Here is a 19,499-nt window from a genome sequence, read left to right as displayed (position 1 = left end):
TTTATTGTCCCATCCTGAGGGTTTCGTTGATCAGGCCCTTGGCGGTTTCCAGGACCTGGACATTGTTCTGATACTGGCGCGCGGTCTCGACCATCTCGACCATCTCGGCGGCGCTATCGACCGCCGCCTGCCAGACGTTGCCGTCCTTGTCGGCGAGCGGGTTCGACGGATCGTGGCGTTTCGACGGCGCCATTTTCGATGTCGTCACCTGGTCGACCTGGACCGTCGCACGGCCATGATCGTCCATCACAGTGCGGAAGACGGGCTTGAGCGAGCGAAAGGCTTCGGCCTCGCTGCCTGCGATCGTTCCGGCATTGGCGAGGTTCGAGGCGGTGGTGTTGAGCCGGACGAGCTGCGCCGACATCGCGCGGCCGCTGATGTCGAAGACCGAGAAGTTGCTGGTCATCGTCATTCGCCCTTGAGCGCGCGGGTCAGCGTGTTGACGCGGCCGCTGAGGAACGAGAGGCTGGACCGGTAAGCGAGCGCGTTTTCGGCAAAGGCGGTCTGCTCGGTCGCCATTTCGACGGTGTTGCCGTCGAGCGACGCCTGAACCGGGACGCGATAAGCAATGGCGCCCTGCATGGCATCGGCGGTCGAGCCGCCCCGCTGAGCGAGATCGAGCGCTTTCGAAAAGTCGAGGTCGCGCGCCTTGTATCCCGGTGTCGCGGCATTGGCGATGTTCGACGCGAGCATCATCATGCGCTGGCTGCGCAGCTGAAGCGCCGTCGCGTGCAGGCCAAAGAGTTTCTCGGATGCCATCATCAAATTCCTTTCACCGGGGTCCGGGCCGGATTGCGACACGGACGCGCGGAAAACACAAAGAACGATGCAATCGCCGTGCCAAACGCATTTTTCCGTTGATTTTTCGTTGCTTAGCATGATCGGTCTGTGGCTCGCCGTAGCGCTCGTCAAAAAACCGACAACACCGCGCGGCACGGACGCCAATCGCGCGGCAATCCGCGACTGGCACGCTTCCTGCACAATGGCGGATGACCATTTTGGACCGAAGGAGATGGATCGTGTCCCAGCAGATCACTGCCCGCCTGGCGCTCGGCCTCGCCGCCTTTACCGCCGCCGCCAATCCCGCTGTGGCCCAGCAGGCCAATGAAGATTGGCAGACGATCGACGTGCTGACCGCCATGGTCGCCAGCGCCCTTGGCCGCACTGCAACCCCGGTCGATCGCCGCATCAAGCTGGCGCGCTGCCCCGAACAGGCGTCAGTGACCGCGATCGATGCCAATGCGCTCGCGGTACGCTGCGCCTCGCTCGGCTGGCGCCTGCGCGTGCCGATGACGATGCCAGCGGGCGCTGCCCCCGTAACCGCCGGCTACAGCCGCCCCGCGGCCAGCGCCCCGGTGATCCGCCGCGGCGACAATGTTCGCGTCACCATCGACACCGAAAGCTTTTCGGTCAGCTATACCGCCGTCGCGACCGAAGATGGCAGGGTCGGCGAGACGATCGGCCTGCGCGGCAGCGACGCCAAATCACCGCTGAGCGCTACCGTGATCGGCCCCGGGCGCGCGCGGCTCAGCGACTGATTCACCCCACCTTACCCTGCCCACTGGCCCGGTGACTGTCGGCTTTCCGACGTTACCGGGCCTTTCTTTTGTCTTTTTGCGGCAAGCTGACTTAATCGCCCCAATCTGCGTCCGTTAAAGCCTTCGTGAACCGCGCCGTCACTTTTCTGACGGCATCGGATGGAGGCCATTATGTCGGGTGACAGCAGCAAGATCGGAGCCGTCAGCGGCATCGTCCGCGCGACCCCGTTGCGCAGCGCCACCAGCGAAACCGCCGCGAGCGCAAGGCGGCCCCCGACGCAGCTCGCCGCCGCGCCCGACAACCTGCCCGCCGCACGGCTGATTCGCCTCGCCGGCAGCCTCGCGACCCAGGCACCGCCGGTCGATGTGGCGCGCGTCGCATCGCTGCGCAATGCGATCGCGAACGGCAGCTATGGTGTTCACCCCGCGATCATTGCCAGCGCGATGATCGATTTCCACACCGGCGGGGTCGAATGATGCTCGAAGACGTCCAATCGCGGCTCGATACGCTGGTCGGTGCGCTCGACGGCCACGACGCCGGGGCGATCATCGCCGCCACCGAAGAGCTGGCGACCGCGGTCATCCTGTTTCGCGGCGCGGGCATCCCGCGCGGCAGCGAACAGCGCGCCGAGCTGCTGATCGGCAAGACGCTGCGCCAGCTCGAAGCCGCGGCGATCCGCGTCAATGTTCTGAAGGACTGGACGCGTCAGCGGATTGACAGAAACCATGAAATCCGTGGCACCCATCACCGCGGAGCGGCATTAAGCTACTGATTACCCGATAGGTTTCTGCCGTTAACCGTAAATGGCACGATGATTGCTTTTGGTTTGCCGAGACAGCCCTGCTGCATCAGCGGAACCAGATTATGAATGCCATCAACAATCCCCAAGCCGCACGCCGCGTCGCCGCACCCGTCATGGATGCCATGCAAAACGCGTCGGCGCGAACCGGCGTCGATTTCGACTATCTGGTCGACGTCGCCCGCGTCGAAAGCGGCTATAATCCGACCGCCAAGGCATCGACCTCGTCGGCGCGTGGGCTGTATCAGTTCACCAAACAGACCTGGCTCGCCACGCTCGACCGCCACGGCGCCAACCATGGCATGGCCTGGGCCGCCGACGCGATCGGCCGTGATGCATCCGGGCGGCTGACCGTCACCGACCCGACGCTGCGCCAGCAGATTTTCGACCTGCGCGACGATCCCGCTGCGGCGTCAACGATGGCCGCGGCGCTGACCGGCGACAATCGCGACTATCTGGAAGGCCGGATCGGGCGCAGCGCCGAACCCGTCGACCTGTATCTCGCGCATTTTCTGGGCAGCGGCGGGGCTGCCAAATTCCTGACCGCGCTCGACGCCAATCCCGACCAGCCCGGCGCGCCAATGATGCCCGAGGCGGCGGCCGCCAACCGCTCGGTCTTTTACGCCCCCGACGGCAGTATGCGCAGCCTGGCCGAGATCCGCGACCGCTTTCGCACCAAACTCGAAAACGGCGGCAAGATCGAAAATATGAAACCCTTCGCCCCCGCCGGCTGGCACGCTTCGGCGAGCAGTTCGAGCGCCCTGGCGGGCGGTGGGGGACGTCCCCCGCTGCAGATGATGGAAATCCAGCCGATGCCGCGCAAACTTTCGATGGGCTTTGCCGCCGATGCCTATCGGCGGCTCGCTTCGATGACGGGCGGCGCGGCATGACCGGCGGCCTGAATCTCGGCAATATCGGCCGGATGGCAGGCGCTTCGGCGCTGCCCGTCGGGATGCTGATCCTTGTAGGCCTGATGGTCATTCCGGTCACGCCGCTGATCCTCGACATCAGCTTTGTTGCCAATATCATGATCAGCCTTGCGATCCTGATGGTCGCGCTGTCGGCGGCAAAGCCGCTCGACTTCTCATCGTTCCCGACCGTGTTGCTGCTCGCCACGCTGTTCCGCCTCGCGCTGAACGTCGCCTCGACCCGCGTCGTGCTCGTCCACGGGCATGAAGGGACCGCCGCGGCCGGGCATGTCATTGAGGCTTTTGGCGAAGTGATGATCGGCGGTGATTATGTCGTCGGCCTGTTCGTCTTTTTCGTGCTGATGATCATCAACATGGTCGTCATCACGAAGGGCGCCGGGCGCGTGTCCGAAGTGTCGGCGCGCTTCACCCTCGATGCCCTGCCGGGCAAGCAGATGGCGATCGACGCCGATCTCAACGCCGGGCTGCTCACCCCCGAAGAGGCCAAGGCGCGCCGCGTCGAAGTCTCGACCGAGGCAGATTTCTACGGCTCGATGGACGGTGCCTCGAAATTTGTGAAGGGCGATGCGATCGCCGGGCTGCTCATCCTGTTCGTCAACATCGTTGGCGGCCTGATCCTTGGCATCTTCAGCCACGGGCTGAGCTTTTCTGAAGCGGGCAGCACCTATGTCACGCTCGCGATCGGCGACGCGCTGGTCGCTCAGATCCCGGCGCTGTTGCTGTCGATCGCCGCCGCCGCCATCGTCACTCGCGTCGCATCGCCGTTCAACCTGAGCGGCCAGATCAGCAGCCAGTTTGCCGCGCCATCGGTGTGGATGGCGGTCGGCGGCATCCTGTTCATCCTGGGCATGGTCCCGGCGATGCCGCAGTTGCTGGTGCTGCCCGCCGCCGCGCTGTCCTTTGCCGTCGGCTGGCAATTGCGCCGCAGCGCCGCTGCCATCGCAGACGCCCCGCCGCCGGTCGCCATCGCGCCCGACCCGTCGCTGATCGAATGGGCCGACGTCAGCGACGCCAGCGCCTGCCAGCTCGAAATCGGCTATGCGCTGGTCAGCCTGGTCGATGACCGCAAGGGCGCACCCTTGATGACGCGGATCACCGGCATCCGCCGCCAATTGTCGAAAGAACTCGGCTTCGTCGTCCCGCCGGTCAAGGTCAGCGACGACCTGTCGCTGCCTGGCAATGTCTATCGCATCTCGGTCGCCGGGGTCATCGTCGGCGAGGACGAGGTGTTCCCGCATGAAATGCTCGCGCTCGATTCGGGCGACCTGATCACCAAGGTTGTGGGACGGCCGTGCAAGGATCCGACCTTTGGCCTCGACGCGCTGTGGATTCCGAAAGCGACGCAGAATGACGCGATCGCCGCGGGCTATACCGTTGTCGATCCGGCGACCGTCGTTGCCACCCACCTCAACAACAGCATCGTCGGCGCCGCCGCCGACCTGTTCGGGATCGACGACGCGCAATCGCTGATCGACAATCTCAAGATCCATTATCCGCAGCTGGCGCAGAACCTCAGCCCGCAGGGCTATCCGTTGCCGCGCGTCGCCAGCCTGTGCAAGTCGCTGCTGGTCGAGCGCGTGCCGCTGCGCGATTTCCGCAAGATTGCCGAAGCAATGGTCGCGACCGCGGCGCAGCAGCTGGGCGAAGTCGATCTGGTCGAGGCCGTGCGCCAGCGCATCGGCGCGCTGATTGTCCAGACAATCGTGCCGAGCCGGATGCCGCTGCCCGTCGTCACCTTCAGCCCCGAGATCGAAGTGCTGCTCAACCAGTCGGTGCGCGCCAATCCGGGGGCCGAATGGCCGTTCGAACATGGCATGGCGATGAAGATCATCGAACAGGTCGGACAGGCGGTCGAACCGCTGCTGCTCCAGACGCGCAGCTTTGCGCTGGTCGCCTCGCCGATCTGCCGGTCGGCGCTGTCGCGGCTGATCCGCTCCACATTCCCCGACGTCGCCGTCATCTCTTACCTCGAGATTCCGGCCAGCAAACAAACCGAAATCGTCGCGACGATCGGCGCCGAAGTGCCGCGCCTGGCGACCGGGGCCGACGCCCACAGGGAGGACCAAGCGCATGAGGATTGAGCCCGCCGAACAATTCGCCGCAGCGACGCCCCGCGCCCCGCGCGCGCGCGGCTACGGCGAAAGCGTCGAGGCGCTGGTCGATGAATATGCGCCGCTGGTCCGCAAGATCGCGTGGCAGGTGTTTTCGCGGGTGTCGCGGACGAGCGAACTCGACGATCTGATCCAGACCGGGCTGATCGCGCTGATCGAAGCGAGCCAGAATTATGAAGAGCGTGGCTTTGCCTTTGCCACCTATGCGACGACGCGCATCCGCGGCGCGATGATCGACCAGCTGCGCCGCGAGGCCGATGTCGGTCGTTCGGCCATGGTTGCGGCGAAACGCATCCAAGCGACGCGCGCCGCGCTGGAGCAACAGTTGATGCGCGCCCCCGCGGCGACCGAGATGGCAGCGGCGCTGGGCCTGTCAGCCGATGATTATTTCGCACTCGAACGCAGTGCGACGCATGGCCGATCGACCTCGCTCGACGAACTCACCGACATCGGCGCCTTCCTGCTCCCTGACGAGGGCATCGGCGCCGGGGATCAATGCGAACAAGCCGATCTGATGGGCGCGCTGCGCCAATGCGTGGGTTGCCTGTCGGATCGCGAGCAGATGGTGTTGCAGCTCTATTTCTTTGAAGAGCTCAATCTGCACGAGATTGGCCTCACCCTCGACGTCAGCGCGGCGCGGATATGCCAGATCAAGCGCGAGGCGATGGCCAAGGTCGATCGCATGATGCGCCAGATGACCGAATGAGACGGGCCGAAAAAGTGACCGGGTGCGGCGTGCGACCCGCTCGGCATCGCACCCGGTCAGGGGGAGCTCAGGCGGCGAGCGTCTGGTTGTTCTGCCCGACCAGGCCGATCTTTTCGAAATAGGTTGCCATGCGATCGGTGCCGTCGGCCGTCAGTTGGACGATCGTGCGCCGCCGGTCGCGTTCGTCGATCGACCGCTGCGCCAGCCCGAGCCGTTCGAGAGCGCTGATCATCCGCAGCCCCGACGACAGCGGCACCCCGGCGCCCGTCGCCAGATCGCTGGCGCTGAGCGCGCGACCTTGGCTTTCGGCGAGCATCAGGTCGAGCATCATGTCCCAGATCGGCCCCGCCAGTTCGGCGCTGCCAAAATGATTGCGGCGGATGCGCCGGATCTGGATGCTGAGCGAGAGCTGGTTCAGTAGCGCCGCTTGCGGTGACGCCTCGCCGGCCCCGTTGCGGGCGGTCGTGGGCGCCGACATTCCGCCGCCGCGTCCGGCCAGCAGCTCGTGTATCGCGTCGATACGCGACTTTAATTCGGCGACTTCTTGGCTCGAAAACTGCTGCATCCGCGAAAAACCTTATGGGATGCCACAAGAATCAGGCTGGGACGTCGCGATTCCGGCTGGACGAGCCCGCTGCATAAATGATCAGCAGCAGGATCGGATAGGATATATAAACCGACAGGAGCGAATAGGGTCGCGCCAATATCTCTGCGAACATGAACTTCTGGATGTGACCGAAAATGGCGATTAATTGCCATCCGGTGATCCAGTAAGGCCAGAAACTCTGCGTCTTCAGGGCGATAAACCAGAAGCTGAGCAGAACCAGCACGTCGATCACAAAGATATTCAGTTCAATATCGGTCCAGGTCGGAAACGGTGTCACAACGCTGGTGAGAACCGAAGCGATCAGAGCGGTATAAGCCGCCCACCGCTCAAACGGGCCGCCGCGTCTGATCGCGACGGCCACGGTGATGAGCAGTACCAGATAGTAGATCGCCACGGACCACATTGTGGCTGTTAACCCTTCCTGATGATCAAACGGCCTGCGCGAACGGAACCGCAGCAACTTCGGCACCCGCCTGATCATTGCTGCCCTGATCGACCAGCTGCGCTTTGGCAGGCTTCACCCCGGCGCCGAACATGCGCGTTCCCAGACCAACCTCTTTTTGGGTCACGGTCAGCGCGAGATGCGCGTCGGTGAGCAGCTGGCGGACTTCGCCGGCCGCGGCAAGCGCGTTGGCGACTTTAGACATCGCGGTTTGACCGACGATCGCCGACATATTCGTGTCGCGGCGCGCCGTGGGCAGGGTGGCAGCCAGCTGGGCGATACGGATCATCGCTTCGTCGATGGCGTCTTCGGCTTGGTGCAGATCGGCTGCGATTTTTTTGGCGGCCGAAACTCGTTCATTCAGCATGTTCTTTTTCCTTGAAAAAGAATGCCACCGGTTTCCCCCCCGTAGCATTCGGCTCGAACGTCAGGTCATCACCCGACCAAGTCCGACAAGGATCGAATAGAGCGCGGAGAAAGCCAAAATGGTCGCAAAGGCGATCAAAATTGGCCAGATAATCCTTTCCATCAACCCATGCCGGTTGGCCGGCTGGGACGCGGTCGGAAACGGCGAACCGATGTCGAAAAGTCGCCGAAACGAACTGCGCCCCGGTTCGGCATCGGGGGCAACGGGGACGTCGGCTAGGTCGATCAATTGATATGTCAAAGGCTGATAAGGGGTAACATGATCGAAGACACCGTTAACTGCCAGGATGTGAGCTGCCTCTATCCGGTTGGAAGCATTGAGTTTTTTTAGTGCCCGCCGGACCCGTTCGTCGACTGTATGCGGCGAAACATGCATCAATCGCGCAATTTGTTTGGAATTTTTGTGCTCATAAACGTGTCGCAACGTTTCAATCTGCGCGACAGACAACAGGCTGATGTAATTGTCGGGATCGCCGTGCACGGGATTTGAATAGAGCATCATGATTCGAAATCAAGTTTAGTGGCGGCGACACGCGGCCACGCGCTGCATGGCCAAAACGGAATCCACCCCCCCAAAATGCTCGCTTCGCGGCGATTGCCGCCCTTCGCATTAACCCTGTTATGGGGCAAATTATTTTTTGCGCCGGATAAAAATATGGCGTCAGACCAAGCCGCCGGTCAATTGCGCCGCTCGATCAGGCCGCGGGCGATCACCTGTGCCTGAATCTCTGCTGCGCCTTCGAATATGTTGAGGATGCGCGCATCGCACAGGACGCGGCTGATCTCATATTCCAGCGCATAGCCGTTGCCGCCGTGGACTTGCAGACTGGCATCGGCGTTCGACCAGGCGGTGCGTGCGGCAAGCAGTTTCGCCATCCCTGCCTCGATGTCGCAGCGCTTGCCGCTGTCCTTGGCGCGCGCTGCAGCATAGCTCAGTTCGCGCGCGGTGACGAAGTCGACCAGACCCATCGCCAGCTTGTCGGCAACGCGCGGAAACTGCACGATCGCCTGACCAAACTGCTTGCGGTTCAAGGCATAATCGAGTCCCAGCTCAAGCGCGCGCCGCGCGACGCCGACGGCGCGCGCCGCGGTCTGGATGCGCGCGCCTTCGAAGGTCCGCATCAATTGCTTGAACCCCTGCCCCTCTTCACCGCCGAGCAACGCGTCGGCGGGCGCCGCCATCGCGTCGAATTGCAGCGCATATTCGCGCATCCCGCGATAGCCGAGGACTTCGATCTCGCTGCCCGTCATGCCGTTGGCGGGAAACGGATCGCTTTCCGTTCCGCGCGGCTTGGGAACGAGCAGCATCGACAGACCGGCATAACCCTTCGCGTCGGGCAGGGTGCGCGCCAGCAGCGTCATCAAGTCCGACCGCGCGGCGTGGGTGATCCATGTCTTCGCGCCGTCGATGATCCACGCTCCGTCCGCATCCCGCCGCGCGCGCGTCTGGAGCGAGCCGAGGTCCGATCCGACATCGGGTTCGGTAAACACCGCGGTCGGCAGTATTTCGCCGCTCGCGATCTTCGGCAGCCAGTGGGCTTTCTGCGCGTCAGTACCGCCCATCGCGATCAGCTCGCCCGCGATCTCGGAGCGGGTGCCGAGCGACCCGGCGCCGATCCAGCCGCGCGACAGTTCTTCGGTGACGATGCACATCACCAGCTTCGACAGGCCCAGTCCGCCGAACGCCTCGGGGATGCAGACGCCGAAGGTGCCGAGATCGGCCATCGCCTTTACCGTGGCGTCGGGAATCAGGGCATTGGCGAGGTGCCAGCCATGCGCGTGCGGTATAATCTCGGCGTCGGTGAAGCGCCGAAACTGGTCGCGAATCGCGTCGAGGTCAGCGTCGTGCAGCGTCTCGCTGGGCCAGTGACCGTCGGCGAGCGCTGCCGCAATTTCCGCCCGCGTCGCGGCATGGTCGGCATCGAGCAGGTCGGCACCCGCCTCGGCCAGCGCCCGCGCCGCCGCGCCGATGCCCAGGTCGGCGGGCCGGAACATCTCGTTCTGCCCCATCGGCAAACCGCCGACGAGCTGACCGATCCCCTCGGCAAAGGCAAGCGTCGCGATCTTGGTATCGAGCGGGTTCGCGCCCTGCCCGGCCTCGACCCAGCCCTGTACCGCTTCGAGTGCCGCGACCGTCGTCGCCACCCACGCAAAGCCATGCGCGGCGCGCTGCTCGTGGTCGACCGGTCGCTGCGTCAGCCGGTCAGCGAGCGCCGTTTCGGCGGCCACGCGATAGGCCTCGGCGGCCCCGAGCGCAGAACGAAGATCGGCCATGTTCAGGCGGCGCGCTCGAAGATCGCGGCGATGCCCTGCCCGCCGCCGATACACATCGTCTCCAGCCCGTAGCGCCCGTCGCGGCGCACCAGCTCCCGCGTCAAATTCGCCAAAATCCGTCCGCCGGTCGCGCCGATCGGATGGCCGAGCGAGATGCCCGAGCCGTTGACGTTGAGGATCTCGTTGCGGCTGTCGTCGTCGCTCCACCCCCAGCCCTTGAGCACTGCGAGTACCTGCGGCGCGAACGCTTCGTTCAATTCGACCAGATCAATGTCGCCCCAGCCAAGCCCGGTGCGGGCGAACAGCCGCTCGACCGCCGGGACCGGGCCGATGCCCATCCGGCTGGGGTCGCAGCCGGCCGCAGCCCAGCTGTGGAACCAGGCGATCGGTTCGAGCCCCAGCTCCTCAAGCTTGTCCTCGGCAACGACGAAGCAGGCGGCGGCGGCATCATTCTGCTGGCTGGCGTTGCCCGCGGTCACCACCGCGCCCGGGATATTCTTGGCCTCGATCGCGCGCAGCGCCCCAAGCGATTCCAGCGTCGCATCGGCGCGATAGCCTTCGTCATGGGCAAAGATCACCGGATCGCCCTTGCGCTGCGGCACCGCAACCGGGACCAGTTCGTCGTCGAACAGCCCCTTGGCCCATGCCGCCGCGGCGCGCTGATGACTGCGCACCGCATAGGCATCGGCCGCCTCGCGCGTGATGCCATAATCTTTCGCCAGATTTTCGGCGGTCTCGATCATCCCGCTGATCACCCCGAAGCGCTCGATCGGCTGCGACATCAAGCGCCCGCGCGTCAGCCGGTCGTGGAGCACCAGATTGCCGGCGCGCACACCCTTGCGGACATCGATGCTGTAATGTTCGACATTCGACATCGATTCGACCCCGCCCGCGACGACGACGTCCGACATCCCAGTCTGGACCATCATCGCGGCGTTGGCGATCGCCTGCAGCCCCGACCCGCAGCGCCGATCGAGCTGATAGCCCGGCACTTCGAGCGGCAATCCCGCGGCGAGCCAGGACCAGTGGCCGATGCTCGGCGCTTCGCCATTGCCATAACCTTGCGAAAACACGACATCGTCGACGCGCGCCGGGTCGATCTTCGTGCGCTCGACCAGCGCCTTGAGTACCACCGCGCCGAGCTGCCCGGCATCGAGGCTGGCAAGCGCGCCGCCGAATTTGCCGACGGCGGTACGGATCGGGGCAACGATGGCGGCGCGGCGCAGGGTCATGTCATTCTCCAACTTTGCTTGTCACATCAATTAGGCTCGCTGCTCCCCCGCGAAGGCGGGGGTCCATCATCCGATCGGTGCGGCCGTCGCGAACAGTCGCTGAGTGACGAGAGGGCCGGTGATGGGCCCCCGCCTTCGCGGGGGAACAGAAAAGAAATGGGAGCATCTTACACCACCCCAACGATACCGGCATCGATCAGTCGCGCTATCTCGCCCGACGGCAGCGACAGACGGTCCGCCAGAATGTCTTCGCTATGTTCGCCGTTGCGCGGGGCGGGGCGCGGCGGCTGGCGCGGATCCTGCGGCAAGGTCGCAAAGGCGCCCGCGGCGGGATAGGCAAAGCCGCTGGGGTTGTCGGTCTGCCGGAAGATCGGGTTGTCGGCGACAAGCGCCGCATCCTGCACCGCGTCCAGCATCGTGCGATAGGGCGAGTGGACGATCCCGCCTGCATCGAACGCGGCGGCGAGATCGGCATGGCTGCGGCTGGCGATGGCCGCCTCGAACAGCGGATAGAGCGCGTCGCGGTGGGTGAAGCGCAGCCCGTCGTCCTTCGCAAAGGACACGCCGCGCGCTACCTCGACCGCGGCGATCGCATCGCCCAGACCGAGTGCCGCGACCAGATTGGCCCATTGTCGCGGCGTCACGACAACGATCATCGTCCGCTGACCGTCGGCGGTGACAAAATCGCGCCCGAACAGGCCATAGACCGCATTGCCCAGCCGCGGGCGATTGGCGCCGCCGTACAGCACCTCGGCGACCCCGCCGAGATTGGCGACGGTACCGATCGCGACGTCGGACAGCGGAACCCGCACCTCGCCGCCCGCGCCCGTCGCCGTGCGCCGCTGGATCGCGGCGAGCAGCGCAAAGGCGGCATAAGCACCGCTGAGCAAATCCCACGCGGGCAGGACATGGTTGACCGGTTCGGGGCCGGTACCGGTGAGCATCGGATAGCCGACGCTGTTGTTGACCGTGTAATCGAGCGCGGGCGAGCCGTCGGCCCAGCCCATGATGCGGACGGTGATCAGGTCAGCGCGTTCCGCGGCGAGCACCTCATGCGACAAAAAGCCGCCGACCGGAAAATTGGTGATGAACTGACCCGTCGCGCGCACCAGCGCCTGCAACAGCTCGCGGCCCTCCGGCCGCCCGAGATCGAGCGCAACCGACTTTTTGGCGCGGTTGAGATTTTCCCAATAGAGCGAGTCATTGCCCGCAGTCACCGGCCAGCGCCGGAAATCGGGGCCGCCACCAATCTGGTCGACGCGGATGACCTCGGCCCCCATCTGCGCGCAATAGAGTCCCGCGGTCGGCGAGGCGACGAACGACGACGCCTCGATCACCGACAGGCCGGTCAGCAGGTTGTACATCTGGTGCTGATCCCCTTCGTCACAACGCCGAAACCGTGATGCCGGGGCATCTGGCGCACGCGGCGGCGCGAGTCAAACTGGTCGCTGCGCTCGCGGCGGGTATCGGGCCCTAGATAATCGGCAATTCGTTCGTCGATTTGATCTCCGACAGTGCCACCGTCGAGTTGATTTCCTGCACCCCGGGCAGCTTGCTCAATTTGTCGAAGAAAAACGCCTCATAGGCATCAATGTCTTTGGCGACGATGCGCAGCATGAAGTCCATATTGCCCATCAGCACATAAGCGCCGAGCACTTCCGGGAAGGCCGCGATCGCATCGCTGAACTCGTCGAGGTTGGCGCGGCCGTGCGCGTTGAGCTTGACCTGCGCAAAAATATGCGCGTGCAGCCCGACCTTGCGCCGATCGATCACCGCGACCCGCCCCTTGATATAGCCGTCGCGTTCGAGCCGGTCGATGCGCCGCCAGCAGGGCGATGGCGACAGCCCCACGCGCTCGGCGAGCTCGGCCGTGGTGAGGCTGGCGTCGCGTTGCAGCTCGCGAATGATATTTTTCTCGAACGGGTCCAGATCGGTCATTTCTACCTCTTTTAATCATAATGGAAGAAATTTTGACCAGCTTAACGGCAAAATGTCAAAATATCGAGCAAGATTGACCTCCGACCCTCTGCAATAAGAGGCCCAGAACAGGAGGCCATCATGGTTATGCAATTTTCGGGTCGTTTGCCCGCCCTCGAAACCGTCCGGCTGGAGGACAAGAGCGCCGGGCTCGACGGCATCATCGTGGTTCATTCGACGACATTGGGGCCGGGCGCCGGCGGCTGCCGCCTGTGGGATTATCCCGACCGCGACCAGGCCTTTGCCGACGCCTTCCGGCTCGCCGAAGGGATGAGTTACAAGAATGCGATGGCAGGCCTGCCCTTTGGCGGCGCCAAGGCGGTACTGCGCCGACCCGACGGGCCGTTCGACCGCGCCGCGCTGTTCCGTGCCTTTGGCCGCGCGGTCGCGGCATTGGGCGGGCGCTATGTCACCGCCGAGGACGTCGGCACGAGCGTCGCCGACATGCAAGAGGTGGCACACGAAACGCGTCATGTCGCGGGACTCGCCGCGGTCGGTGCGGCGGCGGGCGGCGATCCGTCGCCATGGACCGCTGAGGGCGTGTTCGGCGCGATCAAGGCGGGCGCCGCCTTCGCGCTCGGCTCGGATCTGAAAGGGCTGACCGTCGCGGTGCAGGGGACCGGCAATGTCGGGGCTGAACTCTGCCGCCGCCTCGCCGATGCCGGGGCGCGGCTGGTCATCGCCGATGTCGCACCGGGGCGCCGCGACCGGATCGCCACGATTCTGGGGGCGCGCGTCGTCGGCGCCGATGCAATTGCATCGGTCGATGCCGACATCTTTGTTCCCTGCGCGCTCGGCGGCGTACTTGACGAACCGACCGTCGCGGCGATGAAGGCAAGGCTGGTGTGCGGCGGCGCCAACAACCAGCTTGCGACCCCCGAAATCGCGGACATGCTGCGCGAGCGGGGCATCACCTATGTCCCCGACTATGTCGCCAACGCGGGCGGTATCATCAGCGTCTCGGCCGAATATCTTGGCGAAAGCGCCGCCAGTGTCGCGAGCCGTGTCGCCCAGATCGGCCCGCGCGTCACCGCGCTGCTGGAGGACGCCGCGCGCCGCAACTTGTCGTCCGCCGCGGTCGCCGATGAAACCGCCGAACGCCTGATCGGGGCGGCCGGACGGCTGGCGGCATGAGGCAGCGGTTCCGGATCGTCGCGGTTCCGGACCCGCAAACCCTGCCGCGCATCTTGGGCTTGTTTGCGCAGCGATCGCTGGTGCCGGCGACGATGTCGGCGCAGCGACATGGCGACCTGCTCCATATCGAAACCGCGCTGGACGATCTGGACGCACCCACCGCCGCGATCATCGCGGCAAAACTGTGCGAGAGCGTTCTGGTGGCCAGTGCCATTTGCTGGCCAACCGGGCAGGACAGCTGCGGAAGGGACGATCAGTCGGGGTCGGGAACCGGGGATGCGATCAACGCCTGAGGGAATTGCAGCTTAAAGATGGCGCCGCCTTCAGGATGCTTGGCGGCGGCCAGCCGGATGCCGAGTGCGTCGGAAAATCCTTTCGCAATGGCCAGTCCCAGACCGCTTCCGCCGTGGCGATCGCTTGCCTTCGCGCGCGCAAAAGTATCAAAGATCATTTGTTCCGCGCCCGGCACCAATCCTTCGCCCCGATCCCGAATGGTGAGCAAAACGGCATCGTGGGTGCGCAGGTCGTGGCCGATTGACGACAGCAGCGCGGCGCGCAGCCGGTCGCGTTCCTCCAGCACCGACAGGCTGCGCATCTCGTCCTCGAGATACAAGCGCTCGTGCGCCAGCGCCGCTTGCCCGATGAGCGTCGCGAGCAAGGTCGCCTTGTCGGCGGCGACCGGCGCGCTGTCATCGTCGCGCGCAATACCCAGTACGGCGGGGACGCCGAGGCTGGTCTTGAGCGGATGGAATTGCCAGTCGGAGGCAAGCAGCGTGCCGGTACCGCGCCCGGCGGGTTCGCCGCTGCTCCAGGCCCACTCGGCAGCGGCCTGATCGATCGGCGAGATGGTCGCCTCGCGCGGGCGAGCGACGATCGAGGTCAGAACGCCGTCGGTTTCCGCCAGCATGGGCACAGCGAACCCCGAGCAGCCGCGACACTTCATCGCAGGTCGCCACCGCGGTCGCCTCGCGGTCCGATGCGCGCGCGAGCATCTGCCCGAACGCCGCGAGCGACGCATTCTCCTCGGCGCTGCGCACCCCGATCCGGGCGCGTGTCCGCAGCCGTCCGGCGAGGTTGCTGGTCACTGCCGCCACCCCGGTCAGCACGAGCATCGTCAACACGCTTTGCGGATCGGCGATGGTGAAGGTGTGGACCGGGTCGAGGAAAAAGAAGTTGAAGGCGAGCGCAGCGACGATACTGGCGAACAGCCCGGGTCGCAGGCCATAAAGCGTTGCCGCGATGATCACCGGGATCAGATAAAGGAGATCGACGGCGCCGCGCCCGATCAGCGGTTCAGCAAATTTTGCAAGCAGCGTCTTCGCCGCGATCAGCACCAAGGCGCCTCCATAGGCGGTCGACTTGCCCCAGCCCCGCAGCCAACCTTTCCATCCGGCTGCCCTCGACATTGGTATGGGCATATTCATCGACCAGTGCGAGCGCGGGCGCACGGCGTAGTACCGCGTCAAGATCCATTTCGGTAAGCGTCGGGCCGCGATATTCGACCTCGCGGCGCGCCACGATTTCCTGCCCCCAGCAGCGCTTCGGTTTCCGCGCGGCCATGCGTTTCGACCACCGCGACGAAATCCGCGCCCCGTCGCGCGCGCCGGGGGCGATGACGCCATAACTTGACGCCTGCTCACGCGGCACTTCGAGCACCGAGATCAAATTGCCGCCGACGAGGGTGTAGGCATCGGCCGGCACCGCGCGACGGACGGGTTCGTTGTCGTCTGATGCAACGCAGGCGGGTTCAGGCCGCGCCTCGGTCCACATCGTCGATCTCCGGAAGTTTGTGGCAAAACTCCTGCACCGACGACTGGCGCTAGCGTCGATCTAACTTGCTGATCAAAATCAATTCGATTTTCGATGATGCTCTTAGGAGCTGAAATCACCTGTCTTTGCAGCAATCGGTAGCTCGTGCGCTTTGCCGCCCGTCATCACCAAAATGCGGTTGGCCGCCGATATGGTTTCTTGCCGGTGGGCAATGATAATGCGCGTTATGCCCATTGCGCCAATGGCAGCGTTAACCGCTTGCTCATGGCCCACATCTAGGTGCGCGGTGCCTTCGTCCATAATGAGGATTCTAGGCTGACGGTAAAGCGCACGAGCAAGCAGCACGCGCTGCTTTTGTCCGCCCGACAGCGTTGACCCCATATCGCCGACCAGTGTTTCATATTGCATTGGCATTCGGGCAATGTCGTCATGGATCGATGCGGCGACCGCCGCCGCCATCACTCGCTCCAAATCGATGGTTTCATCGAACAGCGCAATATTGTCAGCCAAGCTGCCTGCGAACAGGCTATCCTCTTGCAGAACCGCTGCAATCTGGCTTTGGAAGCTCTTATGGCCAAACCGCGCAAGCGGCAGACCATCGACCAGCACCTCGCCAGCTTCCGGCTCAACGAGGCCGAGCAGCAGCTTGACCAATGTGGACTTACCGCCGCCCGATGGCCCCGTGATTGCGACATGTTCGCCAGGTTCGACGATCAGGTTGACACCGTCGAGTACCAGCGGTTCACTCGGCGCGTAGCGGTAGAATATCTCACGCAACTCGATTTTGCCTTCGAGCTCAGTTTGAATTTCAGCGCTTTCGCCGAAACTCCTGTCCTCGCTGGATAAGGCAATGTCAGACAGGCGTTCAAGGTGGAGCCCCAGCATTCGGAACGCGATAGCCTGGTCGATCAGCGCAGCGGCCTTGCCGATGAATTGACCCTTGTAAGCCATATAGGCAAAGACCATGCCCACGCTGAATCCGACCCCATTGATCACGAACCCAACCGCAAGCCAGATGGCGACAATGTTCTCGATGCCAAAGATGATCGAGTTTGCCGTGACTTGCCAAATGCCGATCCGCGCCACGCGGACATCGGCATTGACCGCATCGGTCAGCCGCGTCTGCCACAGCGCGTGACGCAGTGTTTCACGCCCGAATAGGCGCAGCGTTGTCATACCGCGCAACGTCTCGATCAGCGTGCTTTGTTCTTTGCCGCTGGTGACAATGGACGCCTCTATCGCTTCGCGCTCAAACGAAAAGGAAACGAAGCGGACCACCGCGTAAAGCACGAAAGCGATCAACGCGACGAAAGCGAGTAGCGGGCTATACCAGAACATCAGCGCCAACGTCAGGATCGCCATGACGCCGTCGACCAACGCAGCAACGGCGCCTTGGGTCAGAAAGTTTTGAATGGGCCCAATGGATTGGAAGCGCGACAAAATGTCGCCCGTATAGCGTTTCTCAAACCAGTCAATCGGCAGTCGGAACAGCCGCCGCGCAATGTTCGATGCCAGGCTGAACCCAATGCTCGTGCCAGCCACAAGCAGCACGAACGAGCGCAGCAACGCCGCACCCGCATTGATGATAGTGAAAAGCGCGAACCCAAGCGCAAGCACCGTGAGCAGGTCATTGTCGAGGGCAGGAATGGCCTGATCGATGGCAAGCTGCATGTAATAGGGCGAAGCCAGCACAAACGCTTGCAGCACCAGCGTCAGCACCAGCACTTGCAGCAGCGCCCGTTTGATGCCGGTCATGCGCTGCCATAGCTGCGCGAGCTTCAACCGTTCACGCGATTTGCCAGTCTGAAAATCGTTGGTGGGACGAAGTTCCAGGGCGACACCGGTAAAATGGTCGGAGACCTCGGCCATCGGCATCCAGGTCGAACGGCCATCGGGGTTATGGATCAGCGCCTTTTCGCCCTTGACCCGTTCGAGCACCACATAATGGTTCATGTTCCAGTGCAGCACCGCAGGGACATGAAGATTGCCAAGTTGTTCCAATGGCAGCTTGACCGCCCGCGGGGTGAGACCAATCCGGTCGGCCAGTCCAATCAGTGTTTTGAGCGCTGCACCGCGCAAGCTTGGTGCAAAACGGCGGCGCATGGTGCCGAGGTCGATGTCGAGGCCATGATAATTGGCGACCATCGTCAGGGAGGCAAGGCCGCATTCGGCAATCTCGGTCTGCCGCACAAGCCGCACCCGCGAGCGGGCCAGAAAGCCTAAATCGAGCATAGTGCCTACCGCCGCCGCACAGCGAATAGCGGCTCGAACAGCCATTCCAGCAAGGATTGTTTTTCGGTGACGATCCGCGCTGTTACCGTCATCCCCGATACCAGCGGTTCGGTGCGACCATAGGCGACAACGCTCGCTTGATCGATGGCGACAGTAACCGGATAGACCGCAATCGTCGCGCCGTCCGGCCCTTGAATGCTCACCGCGCTTGCTGATACGGTTTGCACCTTTCCTGAAATCGTGCCGAAGCGCTGGTATGGGAAAGCATCGATCGCAACTCGGACTTGCTGTCCGCGTTTCACAAAGCCGATGGCGGCGCTTGGCACGGCCAGTTCCGCGCGTAGTTTTGCGCCAGCTGGCACGATGGTCATTAACTGACCTTGTGGACGGGCAGGCTGCCCCACGCGGGCCGTGAGGGCGGTGACCCGGCCTGCTACCGGCGCTCGTAGTACATAAGATCGCGCGCCCGCCGTGCTCGCGGCTTGCTGGGCGACCTCCGCCCGTGTGGCGGACAGGCTTGCAGTTTGAATGCGGGCCTGGGCCGATATCTGAGCGGCGGAGCGTTCGGTCTCGGCCAGAGCAGCACGTTTGGATGCGAGCGATTGTTCGAGCTGTGAAAGACCCTGCTGCCGTGCGAGCAGGGTTTCTTCGCGTATTTGCAGATCCCGCCCGCTGATAAATCCCCGATCGGCGACCGTGCGGGCGCGGTCGAGATCCTTTTGCGCGGAGGCGATCAAGGATTGCTGGGTCGTGATCTGCGATTGAAGATGGGTGATTTCGGAAGCGATGCCAGAATATTGTGCGGCAAGCTGGGAGGCCTGCGCTGCGGCAGATGCTTGTGCTGCGCTGGATTGGGCGGCCAAGCTCGCATCCTGTTGAGCTATCGCAGCTTCCACCAGGGCAGCGGGTGAAAACATGGCCGCGCCATCCTCTTCAGTCCGGACGGTGGCGAGCTCGGCGCCCGCGGCCACGCTCTGACCTTCTTGAACAGCCAAGGCGGCGATAACCCCCGCGCGGGTTGAAACAATGGATGAAACGCCAGCGTCCGGAGCTATCGTGCCTGTGACGGTTTCGACACGAGAATAGCTTGCCAACGACAAAAATAACACCCCAGCAGCCACGCCAAAAAAAATTAATGCGCCAATACCCTGCCACGCAACCGGCACCGCAATCGCCACTTCTCCAATCAAGCGATTGTGGTGTTTCGCAATAGCTTCAGGTCTGAACATTAATTTATGCCAGTTACCAATAAGATCGTAAAATATAATAAATTTGAATATATGACAAATATGTCCGCGCCACCAAAGCAGCGCGGACATAC

At 63.7% G+C, this 19,499-nt stretch carries 22 protein-coding genes and 2 pseudogenes; 8 read left to right on the top strand and 16 right to left on the bottom strand.

Annotated elements, in window-relative coordinates:
• Position 1: 1 nt before the first annotated feature.
• Both flgC and flgB read right to left on the bottom strand, forming a co-directional pair.
• Positions 2-412, bottom strand: a complete 411-nt coding sequence (gene flgC, locus B4F07_RS10390) for a flagellar basal body rod protein FlgC (protein ID WP_293701120.1) — start codon at positions 410-412, stop codon at positions 2-4.
• Positions 409-762 carry a flagellar basal body rod protein FlgB gene (gene flgB / locus B4F07_RS10385; RefSeq protein WP_293701121.1) on the bottom strand — a complete coding sequence of 118 codons (354 nt, stop codon included), beginning with the start codon at positions 760-762 and terminating at the stop codon, positions 409-411. The genes flgC and flgB overlap by 4 nt, the downstream gene beginning before the upstream one ends.
• A gap of 257 nt (positions 763-1,019) precedes the next feature.
• Here flgB and B4F07_RS10380 point away from each other — a divergent pair, with 257 nt between their 5' ends.
• The 6 genes from B4F07_RS10380 to B4F07_RS10355 all read left to right on the top strand — a co-directional run bounded on the left by B4F07_RS10380 (position 1,020) and on the right by B4F07_RS10355 (position 6,084).
• Positions 1,020-1,538, top strand: a complete 519-nt coding sequence (locus tag B4F07_RS10380; RefSeq protein WP_293701122.1) for a flagella basal body P-ring formation protein FlgA — start codon at positions 1,020-1,022, stop codon at positions 1,536-1,538.
• A 171-nt stretch (positions 1,539-1,709) separates the two neighbouring features.
• Positions 1,710-2,015, top strand: coding sequence for a flagellar biosynthesis anti-sigma factor FlgM (flgM, locus tag B4F07_RS10375; RefSeq protein ID WP_293701123.1), 306 nt, complete (start codon positions 1,710-1,712; stop codon positions 2,013-2,015).
• Entirely contained in the window at positions 2,012-2,311 is a 300-nt protein-coding gene (locus B4F07_RS10370; protein ID WP_293701124.1) for a hypothetical protein, read from the top strand. The genes flgM and B4F07_RS10370 overlap by 4 nt, the downstream gene beginning before the upstream one ends.
• Before the next feature lie 92 nt (positions 2,312-2,403).
• Positions 2,404-3,228 carry a transglycosylase SLT domain-containing protein gene (locus B4F07_RS10365; RefSeq protein ID WP_293701125.1) on the top strand — a complete coding sequence of 275 codons (825 nt, stop codon included), beginning with the start codon at positions 2,404-2,406 and terminating at the stop codon, positions 3,226-3,228.
• Entirely contained in the window at positions 3,225-5,348 is a 2,124-nt protein-coding gene (gene flhA, locus B4F07_RS10360; protein WP_293701126.1) for a flagellar biosynthesis protein FlhA, read from the top strand. Before B4F07_RS10365 ends, flhA begins: the two co-directional genes overlap by 4 nt.
• A complete protein-coding gene (locus tag B4F07_RS10355; RefSeq protein WP_293701127.1) occupies positions 5,338-6,084 on the top strand; it encodes a sigma-70 family RNA polymerase sigma factor in 747 nt (248 codons plus the stop codon). The genes flhA and B4F07_RS10355 overlap by 11 nt, the downstream gene beginning before the upstream one ends.
• Before the next feature lie 67 nt (positions 6,085-6,151).
• Here B4F07_RS10355 and B4F07_RS10350 read toward each other — a convergent pair whose 3' ends face one another.
• From B4F07_RS10350 to B4F07_RS10315, 8 genes are all read right to left on the bottom strand, one after another.
• Positions 6,152-6,649: a MarR family winged helix-turn-helix transcriptional regulator gene (locus B4F07_RS10350; RefSeq protein WP_293701128.1), complete on the bottom strand. Its 498-nt coding sequence runs from the start codon at positions 6,647-6,649 to the stop codon at positions 6,152-6,154.
• Positions 6,650-6,680: 31 nt separating this feature from the next.
• Complete coding sequence (locus B4F07_RS10345) at positions 6,681-7,094, bottom strand: hypothetical protein (protein ID WP_293704774.1); 414 nt, start codon at positions 7,092-7,094, stop codon at positions 6,681-6,683.
• A 25-nt stretch (positions 7,095-7,119) separates the two neighbouring features.
• Positions 7,120-7,500, bottom strand: a complete 381-nt coding sequence (locus B4F07_RS10340; RefSeq protein ID WP_293701130.1) for a hypothetical protein — start codon at positions 7,498-7,500, stop codon at positions 7,120-7,122.
• A gap of 60 nt (positions 7,501-7,560) precedes the next feature.
• The gene (locus B4F07_RS10335; protein WP_293701131.1) at positions 7,561-8,061 is read right to left on the bottom strand and encodes a response regulator transcription factor; all 501 of its coding nucleotides are present in this window, start codon (positions 8,059-8,061) and stop codon (positions 7,561-7,563) included.
• A 176-nt stretch (positions 8,062-8,237) separates the two neighbouring features.
• Positions 8,238-9,833, bottom strand: coding sequence for an acyl-CoA dehydrogenase family protein (locus B4F07_RS10330; RefSeq protein WP_293701132.1), 1,596 nt, complete (start codon positions 9,831-9,833; stop codon positions 8,238-8,240).
• A 2-nt stretch (positions 9,834-9,835) separates the two neighbouring features.
• A complete protein-coding gene (locus tag B4F07_RS10325; protein ID WP_293701133.1) occupies positions 9,836-11,065 on the bottom strand; it encodes an acetyl-CoA C-acetyltransferase in 1,230 nt (409 codons plus the stop codon).
• A 167-nt stretch (positions 11,066-11,232) separates the two neighbouring features.
• Positions 11,233-12,429, bottom strand: coding sequence for a CoA transferase (locus B4F07_RS10320; protein WP_293701134.1), 1,197 nt, complete (start codon positions 12,427-12,429; stop codon positions 11,233-11,235).
• Positions 12,430-12,538: 109 nt separating this feature from the next.
• Complete coding sequence (locus B4F07_RS10315; RefSeq protein WP_293701135.1) at positions 12,539-13,003, bottom strand: Lrp/AsnC family transcriptional regulator; 465 nt, start codon at positions 13,001-13,003, stop codon at positions 12,539-12,541.
• Positions 13,004-13,123: 120 nt separating this feature from the next.
• Between B4F07_RS10315 and B4F07_RS10310 the strand changes: the two genes are divergently transcribed.
• Positions 13,124-14,176 carry a Leu/Phe/Val dehydrogenase gene (locus tag B4F07_RS10310; protein WP_293701136.1) on the top strand — a complete coding sequence of 351 codons (1,053 nt, stop codon included), beginning with the start codon at positions 13,124-13,126 and terminating at the stop codon, positions 14,174-14,176.
• The gene (locus tag B4F07_RS10305) at positions 14,173-14,469 is read left to right on the top strand and encodes a hypothetical protein (protein WP_293701137.1); all 297 of its coding nucleotides are present in this window, start codon (positions 14,173-14,175) and stop codon (positions 14,467-14,469) included. The genes B4F07_RS10310 and B4F07_RS10305 overlap by 4 nt, the downstream gene beginning before the upstream one ends.
• Here the strand turns inward: B4F07_RS10305 and B4F07_RS10300 are convergent.
• The 6 genes and pseudogenes from B4F07_RS10300 to B4F07_RS10275 form a co-directional block, all read right to left on the bottom strand.
• A complete protein-coding gene (locus B4F07_RS10300) occupies positions 14,430-15,083 on the bottom strand; it encodes an ATP-binding protein (RefSeq protein ID WP_293701138.1) in 654 nt (217 codons plus the stop codon). The two genes, B4F07_RS10305 and B4F07_RS10300, sit on opposite strands and share 40 nt — an antisense overlap.
• Positions 15,084-15,276: 193 nt before the next feature.
• Positions 15,277-15,582, bottom strand: a pseudogene (locus B4F07_RS10295) (DUF4118 domain-containing protein); the annotation flags it as partial.
• On the bottom strand, positions 15,470-15,736 hold the full coding sequence (locus tag B4F07_RS10290; RefSeq protein ID WP_293701783.1) for a hypothetical protein: 267 nt from the start codon (positions 15,734-15,736) through the stop codon (positions 15,470-15,472). The pseudogene B4F07_RS10295 and the gene B4F07_RS10290, both read right to left, overlap by 113 nt.
• Positions 15,737-15,763: 27 nt before the next feature.
• Positions 15,764-15,868 (bottom strand): annotated as a pseudogene (locus B4F07_RS10285) (UTP--glucose-1-phosphate uridylyltransferase); the annotation flags it as partial.
• Positions 15,869-16,048: 180 nt separating this feature from the next.
• Positions 16,049-18,223 (bottom strand): peptidase domain-containing ABC transporter, encoded by a 2,175-nt coding sequence (locus B4F07_RS10280; RefSeq protein ID WP_293704750.1) that lies wholly within the window; start codon positions 18,221-18,223, stop codon positions 16,049-16,051.
• The gene (locus tag B4F07_RS10275; protein ID WP_293701140.1) at positions 18,184-19,497 is read right to left on the bottom strand and encodes an HlyD family efflux transporter periplasmic adaptor subunit; all 1,314 of its coding nucleotides are present in this window, start codon (positions 19,495-19,497) and stop codon (positions 18,184-18,186) included. Before B4F07_RS10275 ends, B4F07_RS10280 begins: the two co-directional genes overlap by 40 nt.
• Between the last annotated feature and the right edge of the window lie 2 nt (positions 19,498-19,499).

Origin of the sequence: Sphingopyxis sp. UBA6723, from assembly GCF_002454115.1 — a bacterium.
In the GTDB taxonomy this organism is placed as follows: domain Bacteria; phylum Pseudomonadota; class Alphaproteobacteria; order Sphingomonadales; family Sphingomonadaceae; genus Sphingopyxis.
Note: the sequence above shows the minus strand (reverse complement) of the source record. Positions and strands in the feature narration are given on the sequence as shown.

Coding starts and splice junctions, on each gene's coding strand:
- flgC (WP_293701120.1), bottom strand. CDS start 412: ATGACGATGACCAGCAACTTCTCGGTCTTCGACATCAGCGGCCGCGCG.
- flgB (WP_293701121.1), bottom strand. CDS start 762: ATGATGGCATCCGAGAAACTCTTTGGCCTGCACGCGACGGCGCTTCAG.
- flgM (WP_293701123.1), top strand. CDS start 1,710: ATGTCGGGTGACAGCAGCAAGATCGGAGCCGTCAGCGGCATCGTCCGC.
- B4F07_RS10370 (WP_293701124.1), top strand. CDS start 2,012: ATGATGCTCGAAGACGTCCAATCGCGGCTCGATACGCTGGTCGGTGCG.
- B4F07_RS10365 (WP_293701125.1), top strand. CDS start 2,404: ATGAATGCCATCAACAATCCCCAAGCCGCACGCCGCGTCGCCGCACCC.
- flhA (WP_293701126.1), top strand. CDS start 3,225: ATGACCGGCGGCCTGAATCTCGGCAATATCGGCCGGATGGCAGGCGCT.
- B4F07_RS10355 (WP_293701127.1), top strand. CDS start 5,338: ATGAGGATTGAGCCCGCCGAACAATTCGCCGCAGCGACGCCCCGCGCC.
- B4F07_RS10350 (WP_293701128.1), bottom strand. CDS start 6,649: ATGCAGCAGTTTTCGAGCCAAGAAGTCGCCGAATTAAAGTCGCGTATC.
- B4F07_RS10345 (WP_293704774.1), bottom strand. CDS start 7,094: ATGTGGTCCGTGGCGATCTACTATCTGGTACTGCTCATCACCGTGGCC.
- B4F07_RS10340 (WP_293701130.1), bottom strand. CDS start 7,500: ATGCTGAATGAACGAGTTTCGGCCGCCAAAAAAATCGCAGCCGATCTG.
- B4F07_RS10335 (WP_293701131.1), bottom strand. CDS start 8,061: ATGATGCTCTATTCAAATCCCGTGCACGGCGATCCCGACAATTACATC.
- B4F07_RS10330 (WP_293701132.1), bottom strand. CDS start 9,833: ATGGCCGATCTTCGTTCTGCGCTCGGGGCCGCCGAGGCCTATCGCGTG.
- B4F07_RS10325 (WP_293701133.1), bottom strand. CDS start 11,065: ATGACCCTGCGCCGCGCCGCCATCGTTGCCCCGATCCGTACCGCCGTC.
- B4F07_RS10320 (WP_293701134.1), bottom strand. CDS start 12,429: ATGTACAACCTGCTGACCGGCCTGTCGGTGATCGAGGCGTCGTCGTTC.
- B4F07_RS10315 (WP_293701135.1), bottom strand. CDS start 13,003: ATGACCGATCTGGACCCGTTCGAGAAAAATATCATTCGCGAGCTGCAA.
- B4F07_RS10310 (WP_293701136.1), top strand. CDS start 13,124: ATGGTTATGCAATTTTCGGGTCGTTTGCCCGCCCTCGAAACCGTCCGG.
- B4F07_RS10305 (WP_293701137.1), top strand. CDS start 14,173: ATGAGGCAGCGGTTCCGGATCGTCGCGGTTCCGGACCCGCAAACCCTG.
- B4F07_RS10300 (WP_293701138.1), bottom strand. CDS start 15,083: ATGCTGGCGGAAACCGACGGCGTTCTGACCTCGATCGTCGCTCGCCCG.
- B4F07_RS10290 (WP_293701783.1), bottom strand. CDS start 15,736: ATGGCCGCGCGGAAACCGAAGCGCTGCTGGGGGCAGGAAATCGTGGCG.
- B4F07_RS10280 (WP_293704750.1), bottom strand. CDS start 18,223: ATGGCTGTTCGAGCCGCTATTCGCTGTGCGGCGGCGGTAGGCACTATG.
- B4F07_RS10275 (WP_293701140.1), bottom strand. CDS start 19,497: ATGTCCGCGCTGCTTTGGTGGCGCGGACATATTTGTCATATATTCAAA.